Origin of the sequence: Marivita sp. (assembly GCF_020055675.1) — a bacterium.
Lineage (GTDB): Bacteria > Pseudomonadota > Alphaproteobacteria > Rhodobacterales > Rhodobacteraceae > Marivita.
In genome coordinates this window covers 65,628-83,540 of record NZ_JAIPUS010000010.1, presented here as the reverse complement: position 1 = coordinate 83,540, position 17,913 = coordinate 65,628, and the positions used below count along the sequence as shown (strand labels likewise).

Annotated in this window: 14 protein-coding genes; 7 read left to right on the top strand and 7 right to left on the bottom strand. The window is 61.8% G+C overall.

The features are described from left to right. Position 1: 1 nt before the first annotated feature. The 3 genes from LCF59_RS09080 to LCF59_RS09070 form a co-directional block, all read right to left on the bottom strand. Positions 2–2,200 (bottom strand): peptidoglycan -binding protein, encoded by a 2,199-nt coding sequence (locus LCF59_RS09080; protein ID WP_292287144.1) that lies wholly within the window; start codon positions 2,198–2,200, stop codon positions 2–4. 3 nt (positions 2,201–2,203) lie between these two features. Continuing rightward, positions 2,204–3,394 carry a biopolymer transporter ExbB gene (locus LCF59_RS09075; RefSeq protein WP_292287143.1) on the bottom strand — a complete coding sequence of 397 codons (1,191 nt, stop codon included), beginning with the start codon at positions 3,392–3,394 and terminating at the stop codon, positions 2,204–2,206. A gap of 72 nt (positions 3,395–3,466) precedes the next feature. Continuing rightward, positions 3,467–3,997, bottom strand: a complete 531-nt coding sequence (locus LCF59_RS09070) for a gamma-glutamylcyclotransferase (RefSeq protein ID WP_292287142.1) — start codon at positions 3,995–3,997, stop codon at positions 3,467–3,469. A gap of 67 nt (positions 3,998–4,064) precedes the next feature. On the opposite strand from LCF59_RS09070, the gene LCF59_RS09065 reads away from it, so the two are divergent. From LCF59_RS09065 to LCF59_RS09050, 4 genes are all read left to right on the top strand, one after another. Continuing rightward, a complete protein-coding gene (locus LCF59_RS09065; RefSeq protein WP_292287141.1) occupies positions 4,065–5,042 on the top strand; it encodes a DUF2125 domain-containing protein in 978 nt (325 codons plus the stop codon). A 53-nt stretch (positions 5,043–5,095) separates the two neighbouring features. Then, positions 5,096–6,370 carry an acetylornithine deacetylase/succinyl-diaminopimelate desuccinylase family protein gene (locus LCF59_RS09060; protein ID WP_292287140.1) on the top strand — a complete coding sequence of 425 codons (1,275 nt, stop codon included), beginning with the start codon at positions 5,096–5,098 and terminating at the stop codon, positions 6,368–6,370. 150 nt (positions 6,371–6,520) lie between these two features. Beyond that, on the top strand, positions 6,521–7,996 hold the full coding sequence (locus LCF59_RS09055; RefSeq protein ID WP_292287139.1) for an ABC transporter substrate-binding protein: 1,476 nt from the start codon (positions 6,521–6,523) through the stop codon (positions 7,994–7,996). Between the two features lie 120 nt (positions 7,997–8,116). Beyond that, positions 8,117–9,601, top strand: a complete 1,485-nt coding sequence (locus LCF59_RS09050; RefSeq protein ID WP_292287138.1) for a PLP-dependent aminotransferase family protein — start codon at positions 8,117–8,119, stop codon at positions 9,599–9,601. On the opposite strand, the gene LCF59_RS09045 is transcribed toward LCF59_RS09050, so the two are convergent. Further along, positions 9,579–10,631: an FAD-binding oxidoreductase gene (locus tag LCF59_RS09045; protein WP_292287137.1), complete on the bottom strand. Its 1,053-nt coding sequence runs from the start codon at positions 10,629–10,631 to the stop codon at positions 9,579–9,581. The two genes, LCF59_RS09050 and LCF59_RS09045, sit on opposite strands and share 23 nt — an antisense overlap. A 47-nt stretch (positions 10,632–10,678) precedes the next feature. On the opposite strand from LCF59_RS09045, the gene mnmD reads away from it, so the two are divergent. Together mnmD and LCF59_RS09035 are read left to right on the top strand one after the other, a co-directional pair. After that, entirely contained in the window at positions 10,679–11,353 is a 675-nt protein-coding gene (gene mnmD, locus LCF59_RS09040; RefSeq protein ID WP_292287136.1) for a tRNA (5-methylaminomethyl-2-thiouridine)(34)-methyltransferase MnmD, read from the top strand. Between the two features lie 3 nt (positions 11,354–11,356). Beyond that, positions 11,357–12,223 (top strand): DMT family transporter, encoded by an 867-nt coding sequence (locus tag LCF59_RS09035; protein ID WP_292287135.1) that lies wholly within the window; start codon positions 11,357–11,359, stop codon positions 12,221–12,223. Here LCF59_RS09035 and LCF59_RS09030 read toward each other — a convergent pair. Further along, the gene (locus LCF59_RS09030) at positions 12,188–14,152 is read right to left on the bottom strand and encodes a lytic transglycosylase domain-containing protein (RefSeq protein WP_292287134.1); all 1,965 of its coding nucleotides are present in this window, start codon (positions 14,150–14,152) and stop codon (positions 12,188–12,190) included. The two genes, LCF59_RS09035 and LCF59_RS09030, sit on opposite strands and share 36 nt — an antisense overlap. A 131-nt stretch (positions 14,153–14,283) precedes the next feature. Here LCF59_RS09030 and dapA point away from each other — a divergent pair, with 131 nt between their 5' ends. Next, entirely contained in the window at positions 14,284–15,159 is an 876-nt protein-coding gene (gene dapA / locus LCF59_RS09025) for a 4-hydroxy-tetrahydrodipicolinate synthase (RefSeq protein WP_292287133.1), read from the top strand. A 100-nt stretch (positions 15,160–15,259) separates the two neighbouring features. Here dapA and LCF59_RS09020 read toward each other — a convergent pair whose 3' ends face one another. Beyond that, on the bottom strand, positions 15,260–16,564 hold the full coding sequence (locus LCF59_RS09020) for a pitrilysin family protein (RefSeq protein WP_292287132.1): 1,305 nt from the start codon (positions 16,562–16,564) through the stop codon (positions 15,260–15,262). After that, a complete protein-coding gene (locus LCF59_RS09015; protein ID WP_292287131.1) occupies positions 16,561–17,904 on the bottom strand; it encodes a pitrilysin family protein in 1,344 nt (447 codons plus the stop codon). Before LCF59_RS09015 ends, LCF59_RS09020 begins: the two co-directional genes overlap by 4 nt. Between the last annotated feature and the right edge of the window lie 9 nt (positions 17,905–17,913).

The window sequence follows — 17,913 nt, the reverse complement described above, 5'->3', positions numbered from 1 at the left end:
GCTATTGTTCGGTCAGCTTCAATTCGATACGTCGGTTCTGTGCACGCGCCTCTGCAGTGTTTTCGGTGTTCACGGGTTGATACTCCCCGAACCCGTTTGCCGACAAGCGCTGCGGCGGAATTCCCAGCTCGTCGATCATGTAGCGAACCACCGACAGCGCCCGGCCCTGCGACAGTTCCCAATTGTCGGCAAATTCCCCCTGTCCGGACAAGGGCAGATTGTCGGTATGCCCGTCCACGCGAATGATCCAATTGAGGCCGGCGGGAATTTCCTGCGCCACGTCCCGCAGGATCGACGCGACATTTGCGATCTGTGCGCGGCCCTCGGGCGACAGGCTGGCCTCTGCTGGAGGAAACAGGACTTCCGACGAAAACACGAAGCGGTCCCCTTCGATTCGCACGCCATCACGGTCCCCCAGCACGTCGCGCAGGCGGCCGAAAAATTCGGAACGGTACCGCTCCAAGTCCTGATTCTGCCCGGCAAGCCGTTGCCTTTCCTCCTCCAGCCGCTTGCGTTCGTCTTCCAGACGCTGGCGTTCCGCCTCTTCCAATTGCCGGCGGCGCCGTTCTTCCGCGGCAACCCGCGCCAGGGCCGCGTTGAGTTCGCTGCCAAGGCTGTCGAGCTGGATCTGGGCCTCGGCATCCCGCGCTTCGGCCTCGTCGAGAAGTGCCTGCAACGACGAAAGCTGACGTCGCAGCGCACCGACCTGCTGGTTCAATACCTCGGTCCGGCGCTGCGCCTCAGTGGCGCGGTCCTGTTCCGCCGCAAGACGGTCACGCGCCTGTGCCAAAAGCGTCTGGCGCCGCTCTGCTTCGGACAGTCGATCCTGCAGGGCCGTTTCCGCCGCCACTTTCGCTGCGACAGCCGCTGCCAATTGGGCACGCGTGTCCTCCAGCGTGGTTTCCGTGGTCGATTGCTCTGCAAGGGCGGCCGCCAACCGACTTTCCAGCGTTTGCGCCGTGTCCGACCGCGTTGCCGCCTCTGCCTTCGCCTCGGCCAAGGCAGCGCGCAACGTCTCAAGAGTGGCCTGCATCTCGGCAGTGGACTGTTCAGACACGCTCAGATCTTGCGACAAGGCCGCGTTTTCGGCCCGCAAGTCTTCGAGCCGGTCTTCCAAGGCTTCGGCCTCGGTCACACGCGCCAAGGCATCGGACAACTGCGCCTCCAGCGACGTCAATGTTGACTGCTCGACCGACGCCGCGTCCAGTTCGGATTCCAGGCGGTCGATCTCGTCTGCTTGCGACTCCAGACGGGATTGCAAGGTCTTCGCGGTCTCCTCACCTTCGAGCAAGGCCGCCGCCAGTTGTGTGTTCAACTCGTCCTCGGCGGCGCGCGCGGCTGCCAGCAGGGTCAGCGTTTCCTCGGCTTTCGCGCGCTGTTCCTCCAGCGCCAGTGTCATCGCCGTAAGTTCCGCATCGGCATCTTTCAACCGGTCGCGCAACGTCTCGGCCGCCGCAGCCTCTGCCAGTTTCGCGGCTTCCTCCTCGCTCAATTCGGTCTCGAGGCTTTCGACTTCGGCACGCAGCGTACTGGCCTGTTCCGTCGCTTCGGCGTTCCGTGAACGCAGATCGGCCACCAAGGCCTCAAGCGCTTCGCGACGCGACGCGGCAAGGCGGGCAGTCTCGATCTGTGCGTCGATCTCGTCGCGTGCGCTGGCAAGCGCAAGGTTCAGTGCCTCTTGCTCGGAGATCAGTTCATCCCGTGTTTCGGTCAGCTCGGCGACCCTCTCGCGCGCCGCATCACGTTCTGACACAAGCCCTGCAGCCCGGTCGCGGGCTGCATCGCGCTCCGACAAAAGACCGGCCACCTGCTCTTCGAAGGACGCTATGCGGTCGTTCGCCGCGTCAAGCGCAGCCGACTGACGGTCACGTGTGGCCGAAAGCGATGCGATAATCGCCTCCTGCTCGGTCAGACGCGCCTGCGTGTCATCCAGCGTGGAGGTCAGCTCTCCCAACTCGTTGCTCAGCGCGGTGTTGCGTCGCTCCGCAACCCCGAGTGCGCGGGACAATTCCTGGACTTCCGAGGTCAGGGTGTCGAGTTCATTCTCCTGACCGGTGATCGTGTCGCGCAGGACCGCCTGCACAACCATGAAAATGGTCAACACGAACATCAGAACAAGCAAAAGCCCGGTCATCGCGTCGACGAAACCCGGCCAGATCGAGGCTTGAAACCGCGTCCCGGTGCGCCGCGAAAGGGCCATTGGCTAGACCTCGCCTTTGTCGGCCTTGCGCCCCGTTGTCCGCGCGAGCCGATCCAATCCGCGGTTGATCGCCGACAGATCGGTGCGCAGTTCGGCCATTGTCTCCTGTCGCCCGGCCGCCACCTCTTCGAGGATGCGCAACATCTGAACGTCGATGGAGCGAAGCCGCATCCGGCTTTCCGCATCCAGCCCTTCGTTCTCCGATGTCCGGCTCAGCACATCGATCAACCGTTCCTGGGTCTCCGCGATCCGGGCGAAGGACGCGGCGCTTGGGGCCGTCGCTTCCATGCGTTCGGTCATCCGCTCCAGCGTGTCGCTCAACTGGCCCAGCCTGTTCTCGATCTCGGAGCGGCTTTCTTCGGACCGGGCAAAGAGGTGCTGCATCGTTTCCATCTGCTCGATCATCTGGTCGAGCACGACACCCGCCGCGCCCAATTCACCGCCACCCTCTGCATCGCCGCTGGAAAATCCGAGCTTTGTGATCGAACTGAGCCATTCCTCGAGCTCGCGGTAAAACCGGTTCTGCCCGTGCCCGGCGAACAGCTCCAACAGGCCCACGACAAGCGACCCGGCCAATCCCAGAAGCGACGACGCGAACGCGACGCCCATCCCGGACAACTGACTGTCCAACCCGTCCATGAGGCGCCCGAACACTTCGGTTCCCGACTCGCCCTGCTCTGGGGCCAGCCCCCGGATCGTATCAACCAAGGCGGGGATCGTGGTGGCAAGACCGTAGAACGTTCCCAAAAGGCCAAGGAATATCAGAAGGCTCACGATATAGCGCGTGATCTCGCGCGCCTCGTCGATCCGGGTCGCCACGGAATCAAGGATCGACCGGGTCGAGGTGGTATTGATCTGCATCCGCTTGCCGCGCGACCGCAACAGAGTTGCCATCGGCGCCAGCAGAAGCGGCGGCTTTTCCTGGAACCCGCGCCCAAGGTCCCGCGCAAAATGCTCGATCCACCGGACGGATTGGATCAGTTGCCAGACCTGCCAGAAACAGGCCAACACGCCGATCACGAACACGAAGATGATAAACCCGTTCAGATACGGGTTCGCCTGGAACACGGGCAACACCCGCGGCAATGCGAAAAACGCGCCAAATCCTGTGAGGCCCAACACAATGAGCATCAACAGCACCTGGCGGACAGGCTGGGAGAAATGTGGCTCGGCCTCGATGTCGGGCTGGTCCATTCGGACGGTTCCTGACGCGTTTCTTGTTCGTCTCGACGCACCCTAGGCGGTTCGCCGCCAATCGCCAAGACGTTAAGCGATCAACTCACGCACACGATCATACAACCAGTTCAAGTCTGCATCAGGAATGCCCAACTCCGCAAGATGCGTTGCCGTATTGAACAGGTATTCGCTGTTCGGTCCCCGCCCGCCAACGGCCCGCGCGATGATTTGCGCCTGCTCCTCAAGGAGGAGCGATCCGCAATATTGTTTGTGGTCGGCGTCGATCACGTAAGTGACTGCGGTGACCTCGCGCCCATCACCCAGATCTAGCGGCAGCATCTTTTCGATATAGGCAGCAGAGACCAGTTCGCGCTCACGCAGATAGGCCATGGTCGCATCGTATTCTGCCTCGTGCATTTTCAACGCCAAACCGTCGCAGGTACTGCCGTTTTGCGCGTCAAGCGCCAGAACAAGGCCCGGCAGATCATTCGTCCCACGATGATGGACCGACCGCATGCAAAAGCTGCGTGCGTAGCCATGAAGCCGCGCATGAACCGACTCCACTGGCGTGAAGCCGGGATTCCACAAAAGCGATCCGTATCCGAACACCCAAAGCGTCATGTTGCTGGTCCTGCCCAATTGAGCGCGGTAAACACCAAACAAGCCACGAACGAAAGAGGATGCCCGGGTGAAACGCCTACTTGTCGTGATAATCGTTGCAACACTGGCCTATTGCGGCTGGTGGTTCCACGCGGCGCAGGATCTCCGATCTGACGTCGAAGACTGGTTCGCCGGGCAAAGCGCCAAGGGCTGGACGGCGACTTACACAGACCTGACCATGCGTGGCTTTCCCAGCCGTACCGATCTGACGATCACCAACCCGGACATCACCGGACCCGAGGGAGGATTTGCCTGGCGCGCGCCTTTTCTTCAAATCCTCGCGCTCAGCTACAAACCCGCTCACGTGATCCTGGTGTGGCCCGATACGCAGACGCTCGTTATGCCGGATGGCGAAATGGCAGTCTCTTCGGATGGTCTGCGCGCCAGCGTCGTTTTCGAGGATCAGAAGATCCTGCGCAGCAATGCCGAAGCTCCGGTTTTGAACATTGCCGGCCCCGACGTCTCTGTTGCGGTGGCAGATGCAAATTTCGCGCTGGAAAAATTCGCCACCACGGACGCCACCTACCGTATTGCCGTTTCCGCAGGCCGCATTGCCACATCCCTTCCAACCGCAGCCTCCGGCATCGGGTCCGACGCGCCCGCCTCACTGCGCGCACAGATGGACATTGAATTCGACCGGCCTTTGCGCCTCGACACGCGGTCAGATAGCCCGCCAAGACCCACGCGGGTCAACTTGAAACGATCCGCAATCACATATGGCGACGTGACGTTCCGAGTGTCCCTTGCCGCCAGCATCGATCCGCAGGGTGTTTTGACCGGCGACATGTCGATCTCGGCCGAAAACTGGCGCAACGGGATCGACGCGGCGCGCGAAAACGGCGATTTGCCGGCCGCAGCCGCAGATGGGCTGATCGATCTGCTTGCGATGCTGTCTACCTTCAACGGCACCCGCGACAGTCTTGATGTCACCCTCGGCATCAATGATGGCACGCTGCTTTTGGGGCCGGTCCCGGTTGGGCGCATCCCGCCGCTGCGCTGGCCCTGACCCTTGCCAATCCGGTCATGCCACGCGACAAGCATCGGAAAAAGAGGTGCGACATGCTTGAAAAACTCTACCAGAGGATTGAGGCCACGCGCGAGGACCTGATCGCGCTGACGCGAGATCTTATCGCGATTCCCACGTTGAACCCGCCGGGCGAAAACTATGCCGCGATCTGCGATTACCTCGACAATCGGCTCACCAGAGCCGGGTTCGAGACGACATGGGTCCGCGCCCAGGACGCGCTCGGAGACAGCGAGCGCTATCCGCGCTGGAACCTGATCGCCCGCCATGAAGGAGGGCGGCCGGGCCCTTGCGTGCATTTCAATTCCCACACCGATGTCGTTGAGGTTGGCCAGGGCTGGACACGCGATCCCTTCAACGCAGATATCGAAGGCGACAGGATCTACGGGCGCGGCGCCTGTGACATGAAAGGCGGTCTCGCCGCATCGATCATCGCCGCCGAAGCCTTCATCGCAGAACATCCAGGATACGCTGGCTCCATCGAGATCAGCGGTACCGCGGACGAGGAATCAGGCGGCTACGGCGGTGTGGCTTACCTGGCCGAACAAGGCTGGTTCGCGCCAGACCGTGTGCAACATGTGATCATCCCCGAACCTCTGAACAAGGACCGCATCTGCCTGGGCCATCGCGGCGGCTGGTGGGCAGAAATTGAAACAAAAGGCGAAATCGCGCATGGCTCCATGCCCTTTTTGGGCGATTGTGCCGTGCGCCACATGGGGGCTGTGCTGCACGCCTTCGAAGAGACGCTGTTTCCGGCCATGGCATCGCGCTGGACGGAAATGCCTGTCGTCCCCGAAGGCGCACGGCAATCAACGATGAACATCAACTCGATTCACGGCGGTCAATCCGAACAGGCCGCGGATGACACCGGCCTGCCTGCGCATTGTGTGCCAGACAGCTGTCGCATCGTGATCGACCGCCGCTTCCTGATGGAAGAGCCAATCGAAGCGGTCCGGCAAGAGGTGATCGACCTTCTCGACGACCTGAAGGCACGACGGGACAATTTCGATTACGAAATCCGGGAAATAAATCGCGTGATCCCGTCGATGACCGACAAGGCGGCCCCGATCGTTTCCACCGTTCACGAGGCCATCCGCGATGTTCTGGGACAAGCGCCGACCTATGTTGCCTCCCCCGGAAGCTATGACCAGAAACATATCGATCGAATTGGCAAGCTGAAGAACTGCATCGCTTACGGCCCCGGTGTGCTCGAACTTGCGCATAAACCGGATGAATGGATCGGTGTCACCGACATGCTCGACAGTGCCAAGGTCATGGGGCGCAGCCTCGAAAGCTTGCTGCTCCCCTAGGCTTCTCTGGTTGAGAAATATCCCGGGGAGCGCGAGGGGCAGCGCCCCTCGCTCCGCCGCAAGACCACAAGCCAACCCCAAACGAAAAATCCGAGGCTTGAACACGACGGAATTTGACGTGACACTCGAAACAACAACTGGAGGGACACCATGACCGCTCATTTCCTTCGCGGAGCCGCTTGCGCCGCGCTGCTGACATCGCCTGCGCTGGCGCAGCAAACCGACCTCACCATCGCGCTGCAACTCGAACCACCGCACCTGGACCCGACAAGCGCGGCAGCGGGAGCGATCGACTCGGTGCTTTATTCCAACGTTTTCGAAGGGCTGACACGATTCATGTCGGACGGGTCGGTCGTGGCCGGTCTTGCCGAAAGCTGGGAGATCGACGAGGACGGCACCACCTACATCTTCAATCTGCGCGACGGCGTGACATTCCATGACGGCAGCGCAATGGAGGCCGAGGATGTCAAGTTCACCCTCGACCGCGCCCGCGCGGACGACAGCGCCAACGCGCAGAAGTCCCTCTTCGACGGCATCGATGAGGTCACGGTCATCGATCCGCAAACGGTCGAGGTCACGCTTTCGGCCCCAGACGGCAATTTCCTGTTCAACATGGCATGGGGCGACGCGGTGATCGTCGCGCCTGAAAGCATCGAGGGAATCAAGCAGACCCCGATCGGCACCGGCCCCTTCACGTTCGAAGAATGGGTCCAGGGGGACCGCATTGAGTTGAGCCGCTTCCCGGATTATTGGGGCGAGGCTCCGGCGCTCGAAGCGGCGACGTTCAAGTTCATCTCGGATCCGACCGCCGCCTTCGCAGCGATGATGGCACAGGATATCGACGCCTTCGCAGGCTTCCCGGCGCCGGAAAACCTGCCCCAATTCGAAGCCGATCCGCGCTTTCAGGTGCTTGTCGGCTCAACCGAAGGCGAGACGATCCTTGGCATCAACAACAAGCAGGCCCCCTTCGACAATGTGAAGGTGCGCAAGGCTGTGGCCCATGCCATCGACCGGCAGACGATCATCGACGGCGCGATGTTCGGTCTTGGCACCCCCATCGGCACGCATTTCGCACCGCACAACCCCGATTATGTCGATCTGACCACGCAGTCCGCCTACGACCCGGAACAAGCCATAACCCTCTTGGAAGAGGCCGGTTATGCAGATGGCTTCACGACCACTCTGAAACTGCCACCACCCTCTTATGCCCGTCGCGGCGGCGAGATCATCGCGTCGCAACTGCGCGAGATCGGGATCGAGACCGAGATCACCAATCTCGAATGGGCGCAATGGCTGGAGGAAGTGTTCCGCGGCAAGAATTTCGGTCTGACCATCGTCAGCCATACCGAGCCGTTCGACATTGGCATCTATGCGCGCCCCGATTACTATTTCCAGTATGACAATCCCGAGTTCCAGACGCTGATCCGCGATCTGGCCGAAACCAGCGATCCCGAGCAACGGTCCAAGATGCTCGCACGGGCACAGACCATGATCGCGGATGATTATGTCAACGGGTACCTGTTCCAATTGGCCTTTCCGACGATCGCGGATGCGCGGATCAACGGGCTTTGGAAAAACGCCCCGACACAGGCGACAGACCTGACCGGCGTAAGCTGGTCGGAGTAACCGCGCACTGCCAGCTTTGGCCGGGGGCAATCCCGCATTCCGGCCGAACACCCCGAAACGGATCAGACAGGCCCTTAAGACCAGATTGCCAAGGCGATAAGTCCAAACTAGGCTCGCTTCATGGCAATCCCGGTCGAAACCTTCTTTCTCAAGCCAGACACCAAGGGCACGCTGCAATCGCGTATCCAGCAAATGGTGGCCGCGGGCATCCTCTCCGGGCGGTTCCGCCGCGGTGAAAAACTTCCCTCCAGCCGCAAGCTGGCCGCGCATCTCGGGGTCAGCCGGATCACCGTCACGCTGGCCTATACCGAACTGCTGGCGAATGATTACCTGACGTCCAAAGGCCGGTCCGGGTATTACGTTTCTGCCGACGCCCCGGAGCCGCCAAACTTTGAAACTCCCCCCCGTGCGGAGGACGCCGTGGATTGGTCCCGCGCGCTGGGTCGGAAATTCACCGGCGGGACGAGCCTCGTCAAACCTCATGATTGGGCGCAATACCGCTATCCGTTTCTGTATGGTCAAACCGATCCGCAACTTTTCGATCACGCGAACTGGCGGTTATGCGCCTTGCAGGCGTTGGGCGTGCGTGATTTCGGGGCGCTGACACGCGATTATTTCGATCAGGACGATCCGCAACTGGTGGAATTCATCCTGCGCCACACCCTGCCCCGGCGCGGGATCACCGCCACACCGGACCAGATTCTGATTACGATGGGCGCGCAAAATGCGCTCTGGATGACAAGCCAGGTGCTGCTCACACAACGCCGCCGCGCGGTGATCGAGAACCCCTGCTATCCGCCTTTGCGGGATATGCTCATGCAATCCAGATGTCACCTGAGCGCTCTGGACGTGGACGCCGATGGCCTCCCACCAGACGCCATCCCGGCCAAGACCGATGTGGTGTTCACCACGCCCAGTCACCAATCCCCGACCTCTTGTACGATGCCGCTTTCCCGGCGGCAGGCTCTTCTGTCGCGGGCGCGCGATCTGGATGCGCTGATTGTCGAGGATGACTACGAATTCGAAATGGCCTATCTCAAACCGCCAATGCCCGCGCTCAAGAGTCTCGATACCGACGGGCGCGTGATCTATATCGGCAGTTTTTCAAAGTCTCTCTTTCCCGGTTTACGGCTTGGCTACATGGTCGGGTCGGCCCCCTTCATCCGCGAGGCCCGCGCGCTGCGGGCCTACATGATGCGCCATCCGCCGGGCCTGACGCAACGGACCACCGCCTATTTCCTCAGCCTTGGTCACTACGACAGCCTGATCCGCCGCACCGGCAAGGCGCTTCATGACAGGCGTGCGATCATGGAACACGCGATCCGCAAATACGGTCTTACCATCGCCGGCAAGGGCACCTACGGCGGATCAAGTTTCTGGATGCGCGCACCCGATCATGTCGATTGCGAAGAATTGGCAGAGCGCTTGGCCAAGGCCGGGGTGCTGATCGAACCCGGCGCGTCCTTTTTTGCCGGGTCGGCTCCACCCCGGAACTATTATCGGGTCGCCTACAGTTCCATTGCCCAAGCACGGATCGATCCCGGCGTGGCCGAGATCGCAAAAGCCATAGACGCCACGCCTGTTACAGCGACGCCGCGACCCTGAACCCGGGCGGTATGGACTCGCGGCCGTCCAGAACCAGGTCTGCCATCACCTCTGCGACTTTCGGTGCCATGCCAAACCCGATCTTGAAGCCACCATTGGCGATGTAATGCCCCTCTCGGTCGGGCCATGGTCCCAGCATCGGGGCCCGCGACCGCGCGCGGGGGCGCACCCCGGCCCAGCGATCCACCACCGGGGCCTCCGCAAGAACCGGCAGCACGGCGATGGCCCGCGCGATCAGGTCCTCGCATTGGTCATCTACGCGCTCCGGCTGGTCGAACTCCCGTTCACTTGTCGACCCAACAGCAATCGTGCCGTTGGCATGCGGAATGATGTGCAGACCATCTGCAAACACCTGCGGCACTGCGCCTGCGTCATAGGCAAAGGCCGCTGATTGTCCCTTGATCCCGGCGCCGACGGCTTTGCCCATTGTCTCGGACAGGTCCAGCAAGCCGCGCCACCCGGTGGCCCATATCACTGCCCCACGGTCCGGGGCCTCTGGCAGTATCTCAATGCCCTTTGCGGCCAATGCCGCCACGAGCGCGGCACAGGCCTGACGGGGATGCATCCGGGCGGTCAGGGTGTCGTGGATCAGAAACCCCGATGGCGTCTGCGGAGCGAACTCCCCGGCATCCTCGCTGCGGATCACGTCCCAGGTGGCGCGCCCGTGCCAGAGCGCCTTGGCCCCTCGGGTCCGCGCATGTGCCAGGTCCAGCGCATGTTCGTCAGCAACCGGCTGCAACCGGCCGGTGCGCGCATAACCGGGGTCGACACCTCCAGCCTGCTGCACCTCGGCCCAGAACGCCTCGGCGCTCAGCAGACTGTCCAACTGAAACGCCTTCTTGTCGTTCCAGTTCTCGGGAACATGCGGCGCCAGCGCTCCGACCAGACCGCCGCTCGATCCGCTTCCCGCGCCATGTGGGTCGATAACCTGCACATGCGCCCCGCGACAGGCAAGCACCCACGCGATGCTCAGGCCGAAAATTCCCGCCCCGCGCACGGTGATGTCGGATGCGATTTCGGGCATTGCCATTTGGGTCTCTCCTCGCCAAGGTCGCGCTGTCGTTAAGGTATGTCATCATGGAACTCCAGACGGAACCGCTCGACTGGCGCTATGGGGATGTTCCCGTCTCTCGTCGGTTCGACGACCCATATTTTTCGCTCGACAACGGCCTCGCCGAAACCCGCCATGTGTTTCTGGCGGGCAACGACCTGCCCGCGCGATTCCGCGACGGCTTTCATATCGCTGAATTGGGTTTCGGCACCGGGCTCAATCTATTGGCCGCGGTGGATCTGTGGCGCAGCAGCGGCCAGAAAGGGCTTCTGCATTTCACCAGTTTCGAAGCCTTCCCCATGCTGCCCGCCGACATGATCCGCGCGCAACAGGCGTTCCCCGATCTCAAACCCATTGCGGACGAACTCGCCCCGGTCTGGGCCAAAGGCGCACGGCAAATCAGCCTGACTGATCTGCGTTTTTCAATGGTCGAGGGCGATGCCCGCGTCACCCTGCAAAACCTGACGCGGTCGGTGGACGCATGGTTCCTTGATGGCTTTTCTCCCGCCAAGAACCCGGAACTTTGGGAACCGGAGTTGCTGTCTCTGGTCGCGCGCAAAACCGCGCCTGACGGCACCGCCGCAACCTATACCGCGGCAGGGCATGTGCGCCGCGCACTCGATGCGGCAGGGCTTGTCACCAAGCGCGTGCCCGGTTTCGGGCGCAAACGCCACATGACCATCGCCCGAAAGGCCGCCTGACATATGACCCAGACGAACAATCAGCTTGGCATCTGGCTCATGGTGGCGACAACTTTCGTCTTCGCCATGCAGGACGGGCTGTCGCAACATCTGGCCAGCGAATACAACGTGCTGATCGTGGTGATGATCCGATACTGGTTCTTTGCCGCTTTCGTCATGTTCATTGCAAGCCGCCGCGCCGGTGGTCTGCGCGCCGCCGCCGCCACCACGCAACCGTGGCTTCAAGGCTTTCGCGGGCTGCTCTTGGCAGCCGAGATCTGCGTCATGGTGCTAGGCTTCACCTATCTGGGCCTTGTCGAAAGCCACGCGATCTTTGCCTGCTATCCACTGCTGATCGCGGCGCTGTCCGGCCCCATCCTGGGCGAACAGGTGGGCTGGCGGCGATGGGCCGCCATCGGTGTCGGCTTCATCGGCATCCTGATCATCCTGCAACCGGGCTTTGGCGTGTTCAGCCCGCTTGCCATCATACCGGGCATCGCGGCTTTCATGTTCGCGCTCTACGGTCTGCTCACCCGCTATGCCGCCAGCGAGGACAGCGCCGCGACCAGCTTTTTCTGGACCGGCACGGTAGGCGCGGTGTTCATGACCGCCATCGGCATCTGGTTCTGGGAACCGATGGTGCCGCTCGACTGGGTCATGATGGCCCTGCTTTGCGTGACTGGCGCGAGCGGGCATTTCCTGCTGATCAAATGCTACGACGTGGCCGAGGCCAGCGCGGTGCAGCCCTTTGCCTATCTGCAACTGCCCTTCGCGGCGAGCCTTGGCATTCTGGTCTTCGGAGAGGCAATCCGCCCCAATGTGATCTTCGGCGCAAGCCTGATCGTGGGAGCGGGACTATTCACCCTTTGGCGGCAGCGGCAAAAGGGTTGACCCCGTCAGTTCCTCCGAAAACGGCACCGGGTGCGGGTCGCGCCCCAGACGCGCGCGGTAGATCGGCAGGCTTTCGGTGACCCGCATCACGTAATTCCGGGTTTCGGTGAACGGGATATGCTCGATCCAGTCGATGATATCCATCTCGCCTTTGCGCGGATCGCCCCACGCGTCCATCCAGCGTACAGGACGGCTCGGACCGGCGTTGTACCCTGCCGCGATCATCACCGCATTGCCGTCGAACTGGCGCGCAAGGCGCGCGAGATAACGCGCGCCAAGCACGGAATTGTAGACCGGGTCGATCAGAAGCCTGCGTTCGGAATACTCCATATCGAGCCATTCCGCGACTTCGCGCGCGGTACGCGGCATCACCTGCATCAAGCCCCGTGCACCAACCGGAGAGATCACCCTCGGGTCAAATTCCGATTCGCGGCGCGCGATGGCCAGAACCAACTCGGTCGGCACCGGGTGATCGACATCGGCAAGCGGGTGCAGGGCATAGTAGGGCGCATGTAGCTCGTGGCCATATTGCGCCGCGCGCTTGCCCAGCATCACTTGAACATGCGGCAGCTGCAGGTGATCCAGCATTTGGCCCATCTGCCCGATTTGCGTGCGATCCAGCGATTCCGCCAGATGCGTCAGAAAGCGTTCCGCCAACACCGTCTCGTCGGCGTCCAGCAAAAGAATCGCCGCCGAAAACACGGACGATTTGGTGAACGGCGCATCGCGCCAGTCTGGAAAGGTCTCTGTTCCCGACAGACGTGGGTCGGGCGGAAGGCCACCTGCCTCGGCCGCCAAAAGCCCGTAGAACGAGGTCTGGTATTGCGCCCCGAACGCAAAAGCCTCGGCGGCCGCACCCGCTTGACCCGCCGCGTCTTCCGCACGGCCAAGCCAATACCCGGCGCGGCCCAGGGAAATCGGTGTCTCCACGCTGCCGCGCAACGCCTCGAAATGGTCCACTGCGCGGTCCGGTGCCTCCAGGAACCGCAAGGACAGGTACCCAGAAAGCCACTCCAGATCCGCAAAGGACGCCCCGTCGGTAAGACCATGACTGGCGGCAACCTCATAGGCTGTCCGGTGCTCTCCTGCCCACATCAACCGGCGCACCAGGTCGTCGCGCTGTCGCGCCCAGATGTCGGCGCGACCAAGTGTATGGGGCGATTTCGACCGCGCCAGCACAAGGTCCAAGGCATCGTCTGTGCGGCCCTTGCGCATCCGCCAGGCGAACCGTTCATACGCCAGTCCAGCATCCGCACCAAGCTCGAGCGGAACAGCCTCGATCAGGACGTCGACACCGGGCGCATCATTGCGCAGGGCAATCCGCGCTTGGGCCAGCGCGCGCCAACCGTCATCGACCAGCGGAAACATGGCGCGCGCATTGCTGTCGAAGCCGCGCCAGAGCATCGCGTCCAGCCTTTTCGCGTGCTGCCCCGACAAGGCCGCCCCAAAATTCTCCAGAAAGTCTTCATGTTCACCCGAGGTCAGCGGCAGTGTCAGCCATGCGGCAACAACGGTTGCGGTTGCAGCATCACGATCGCCGGATGCCGCTTGCGCCCTCGCCAGTGACAGAGCACCAGCGCCAGTTTCCGGAACATGCGCGTCGTAGAAGTCCAGGATAGCCGCGTTCGTGGCTCCGGCCATCGCGCCTTCGCTTTTTTCCTTGAGATACGGAAGACCGGGCCAATCCGGGTTGCGGGCGAGGAAAGCCTGTATTTCCCGCGGCGCGCCTTGCCCTGCACGCAGGTAGTGCCACAGGATAACATCGAGCGCCGCCTGCCCGTCTCCGCGTGCCTCGATCTGCGCGGCAGACCAGTTGCCGCGCCGCATCTCGTCCATCGCGCGTTCCAATGGTCTTGGGTTTTGCTGGGCAACCCCTGCCAAAGGCAGCGCGATCGCAATGAGCACAAGGAAGGCGGTCCACCGAAACATCACTTGCAATTTCTCCGCTGAAACAGGATAGACGCGTCGCTAGAGGGTAACCGACGGATCGCCAGCTTCAACTCACATTCGCGGGACGGCTGCAACGGCGGATAGGCTGTCACTGAAAAAGGAGCGTGACAATGTTCAAAGGGTCAATGCCTGCACTGGTCACACCGTTCAAGAACGGTGCGGTGGATTTTGACACGCTCAAACGTCTGGTGGATTGGCATGTCGATCAGGGAAGCCATGGGCTTGTCCCCGTCGGCACGACCGGCGAAAGCCCGACACTGAGCCATACCGAGCACGAGACTGTCGTGTCGCACGTGGTCGACGCAGCGGACGGCCGCATCCCGGTCATCGCCGGTGCCGGGTCGAACAACACCGACGAAGCGATCCGCTTTCTCCAACACGCGCAGAAGGCCGGGGCACAGGCCGGGCTCGTGGTGACACCCTATTACAACAAGCCGACGCAGGATGGCTTGATCCGGCATTTCACCATGCTGCACGATGCCTGCGATCTGCCAATCATCATCTACAACATTCCCGGTCGGTCGGTTGTCGACATGATGCCCAGCACGATGGGCGAATTGGCCAAGCTGCCCCGCATCATCGGCGTCAAGGACGCGACCGGCGATCTGGCCCGCGTCTGCTTGCAGCGCCAGACATGCGGTCGCGAATTTGTTCAGCTCTCGGGAGAGGACGCAACGGCGCATGGCTTCAACGCACAGGGCGGCGTCGGCATGATCTCGGTCACGGCAAACGTGGCCCCCGCACTTTGCGCGCAGATGCAAGAGGCGACGCTTGCCGGGGATTACATCACCGCACTGGACTTGCAGGACCGGCTGATGCCGCTGCATCAAAGCATATTTGTCGAACCGGGGCTGAGCGGCGCGAAATACGCCATGAGCCGATTGGGCCTGTGTGACGAGGAAATGCGCGCACCGCTTTTCCCGGTGTCGCAGCCGACCCGCGATCTGATCGACAACGGTTTGCGGCATGCAGGACTGCTGAACTAGGCAAGCAAATTCCGGCAATCCCGTCGAAGGATTTCAGCCTGACAAAAAGGCCGCGCACCACCGGCGCGGCCTTTTTCCCTGTGCCATGTGACCGGGCTGTTTAGGAGTCCAGCCCTTCTGGCTGTCCCACGACAACAAAGCGCAACGCATCCGGCTTCAAGACCCGATCCGCGACGCGCTTGATGTCCTCAAGCGTGATCGCTTCCACCTTGTCATTGCGGGTTTTGACGTAATCCACGGGCAGATCGTCCATCTGCATACCGACAAGGATATTCGCAATGGTCCCGTTGCCGTCAAATCGCAGTGGATAGGCCCCGGTCAAATAGGTTTTGGCGCTGTCCAGCTCGTCTTGCGCGACACCGTTCTCCGCCATCTTAGCCCATTCATCGCGGATCACCTGTATGGCCTCGGCGATACGGTCATTCGCGCTCGACACGCGGCCAAGATAGAGCGCGGCATGATCCTTGGGCACCAGGTAGCTGTAGACACCATAGGTCAGACCACGTTTCTCGCGAACTTCTTCCATCAATCTCGCCTCGAAGCCGCCTCCACCAAGGATCTCGTTCAGAACATAGGCGGCAAAGAAATCGGGATCGTCACGCGCGACGCCGTCATGCCCAAAGATGGCCACGGATTGCGGTACATCGAACGGGACAACGGTCACCCCGGCCTCGGTCTCGACCTCGATATCCGCAGGTTGCGGCGCGCCCGTTTCCGGCAGATCGGTCAAAAGAGTATCCAGAACATTCGCCAGGTCCTCGGACGAGATATCGCCCGCCGCGCCGACATAGACATTGTCGCGGGCCAGCGCGCCCTGATGCGCCTCGACAAGATCGTCGCGCGTCAGGTTGGCCACGCTTTCCGCCGTGCCCTCGATGGGGGACCCATAGGGGTGATCGCCGAAAATCAACTCGTCGAACGCGCGCCCCACGATGCTGTCCGGGTCTTGAGCATCAGACCGGATGCTGGACACGATCTGCGCCTTGACGCGGTCAATCGCATCTTGATCGAAGCGTGGTCGAGTGATCGCATCGCGCAAAAGCGCAAGCGCCTCGTCCTGGTTTTCCGTCAGGAACCGTGCCGAAACGGACACGGAATCGTCGCCAACATCGAAATCGAAACGCGCCGCCAGCGATTCCGCACGTTCCGCAAAGCCGCGGGCATCAAGATCGCCTGCGCCTTCTTCCAGCAATCCAGCCATGAGATTGGTGGCCCCCCGCTTGCCCGGCAGGTCGAGCGAAGCTCCACCCTTGAACCGCAACTCAAGCGATACGAACGGGATGGACGGTTCTTCGACCAGCCATGCGTTGATGCCACCAGGGGTTTCAACCTCGGTGATGTCAATTTCGGCCTGCAGCGGCGCTGCCAGCACCAGCAGAGCGACCAGCGGAGCAAAAAGTTTCATTGTGTCACCTCCTCGGAGCCGCGCAGAAAGCCGGTCACGGCTTTGTCCCTGTCGAACACCTCTTTCGCCGTGGCGATAATCTCGTCCGGCGTGATGGATTGCAGGAGATCGGGCCAAGCGTGCACGTCTTCGAGGGTCAGCCCCGATGTCAGCGCCGCCCCATAGCGCCGCGCCAATGAACTCGCGCTGTCCAGCTCGTAAACCTGCGACGCACGAAGCTGGAACTTGATCCTGTCAAGCTGCTCGGGATCGATGCCGGTTTCCAGGAACTCGGCGATCACGCGATCCAGGTCGGCCTCGGCCTGATCAAGGCTCACGCCCGGGACGGGCACATTGACGAGGCCGAAGGTCGTGTCGTCCAGTGACAAGCCGCTGTAGAACGCGCTGGAGTAAACCGAGGATTTCTCCTGAAATTGCAGCTTTTGCGGCAAGACAGATGTTTGCGACCCGCCCAGCACTTGTGCCAGCAGCGTCAAGGCCGCCGCGCTGCGTTGATCGCCGGGGTCGCGTTCCGGGGCAAGGTAGGTGCGCGTGACATATGGCTGCGCCACGCGCGGGTCGGTGAAGGTGATACGGCGTTCCGCCATCTGCGGCGGTTCCGACGGTCGCGCCCGGTCCGGCAACGCCTCATTCTTCGGGATCGGGCCGTAATGCTCTTGCGCCATTTCCAAAACGTCGCCGGCGTTCACATCCCCCGCCACGACCAGAACCGCATTATTCGGCGAATAGAACTGCTCGTAATAGGCCATCGCATCATCCAGATCGAGGCCCACCATCTCGTGCCGCCAACCAATGATCGGCGTGCCATAGGGATGGTTCAGGAACTGTGCGGCCATGCGTTGTTCGCGGAAAAGGGCGCCGGGGTCGTTCTCGACCCGTTGGTTGCGTTCCTCGATGATCACGTCACGCTCGGTCAGAATGTCTTCGCGGTCGAGCTGGATGTTTTTCATCCGGTCCGCTTCCATCTCCATCATCAGACCGAGACGGTCTGCCGCGATGCGCTGGAAATACCCGGTGTAATCAAAGCTCGTAAAGGCATTGTCGCGGCCGCCATTGGCCTTGACTATCTCGCTGAACTCACCGGGCTCCAGCTTTTCCGTGCCTTTGAACAGCAGGTGTTCAAGAAAATGTGCAACGCCCGACACCCCCGCCTGTTCATCCGCCGATCCAGCCCGGTACCAGACCATATGGACCACCGCTGGTGCGCGGCTGTCCTCGATCACGACAACATCCATCCCGTTATCAAGCTGGAACGAGCTGACTTGATCTTCGATTGTCTGCGCGCGCAGCGGCGCGGCTGCACACAGGCAAAGCCCGACAAGGGCAATAAGGCGACGCATAGGCAAACC

What these genes read in the sequence shown, in the direction of transcription:
- LCF59_RS09020 (WP_292287132.1), bottom strand. Translation starts at nt 16,564, where the DNA reads ATGAAACTTTTTGCTCCGCTGGTCGCTCTGCTGGTGCTGGCAGCGCCG.
- LCF59_RS09050 (WP_292287138.1), top strand. Translation starts at nt 8,117, where the DNA reads ATGGCAATCCCGGTCGAAACCTTCTTTCTCAAGCCAGACACCAAGGGC.
- LCF59_RS09030 (WP_292287134.1), bottom strand. Translation starts at nt 14,152, where the DNA reads ATGTTTCGGTGGACCGCCTTCCTTGTGCTCATTGCGATCGCGCTGCCT.
- LCF59_RS09015 (WP_292287131.1), bottom strand. Translation starts at nt 17,904, where the DNA reads ATGCGTCGCCTTATTGCCCTTGTCGGGCTTTGCCTGTGTGCAGCCGCG.
- LCF59_RS09055 (WP_292287139.1), top strand. Translation starts at nt 6,521, where the DNA reads ATGACCGCTCATTTCCTTCGCGGAGCCGCTTGCGCCGCGCTGCTGACA.
- dapA (WP_292287133.1), top strand. Translation starts at nt 14,284, where the DNA reads ATGTTCAAAGGGTCAATGCCTGCACTGGTCACACCGTTCAAGAACGGT.
- LCF59_RS09045 (WP_292287137.1), bottom strand. Translation starts at nt 10,631, where the DNA reads ATGGCAATGCCCGAAATCGCATCCGACATCACCGTGCGCGGGGCGGGA.
- LCF59_RS09075 (WP_292287143.1), bottom strand. Translation starts at nt 3,394, where the DNA reads ATGGACCAGCCCGACATCGAGGCCGAGCCACATTTCTCCCAGCCTGTC.
- LCF59_RS09080 (WP_292287144.1), bottom strand. Translation starts at nt 2,200, where the DNA reads ATGGCCCTTTCGCGGCGCACCGGGACGCGGTTTCAAGCCTCGATCTGG.
- mnmD (WP_292287136.1), top strand. Translation starts at nt 10,679, where the DNA reads ATGGAACTCCAGACGGAACCGCTCGACTGGCGCTATGGGGATGTTCCC.
- LCF59_RS09070 (WP_292287142.1), bottom strand. Translation starts at nt 3,997, where the DNA reads ATGACGCTTTGGGTGTTCGGATACGGATCGCTTTTGTGGAATCCCGGC.
- LCF59_RS09060 (WP_292287140.1), top strand. Translation starts at nt 5,096, where the DNA reads ATGCTTGAAAAACTCTACCAGAGGATTGAGGCCACGCGCGAGGACCTG.
- LCF59_RS09035 (WP_292287135.1), top strand. Translation starts at nt 11,357, where the DNA reads ATGACCCAGACGAACAATCAGCTTGGCATCTGGCTCATGGTGGCGACA.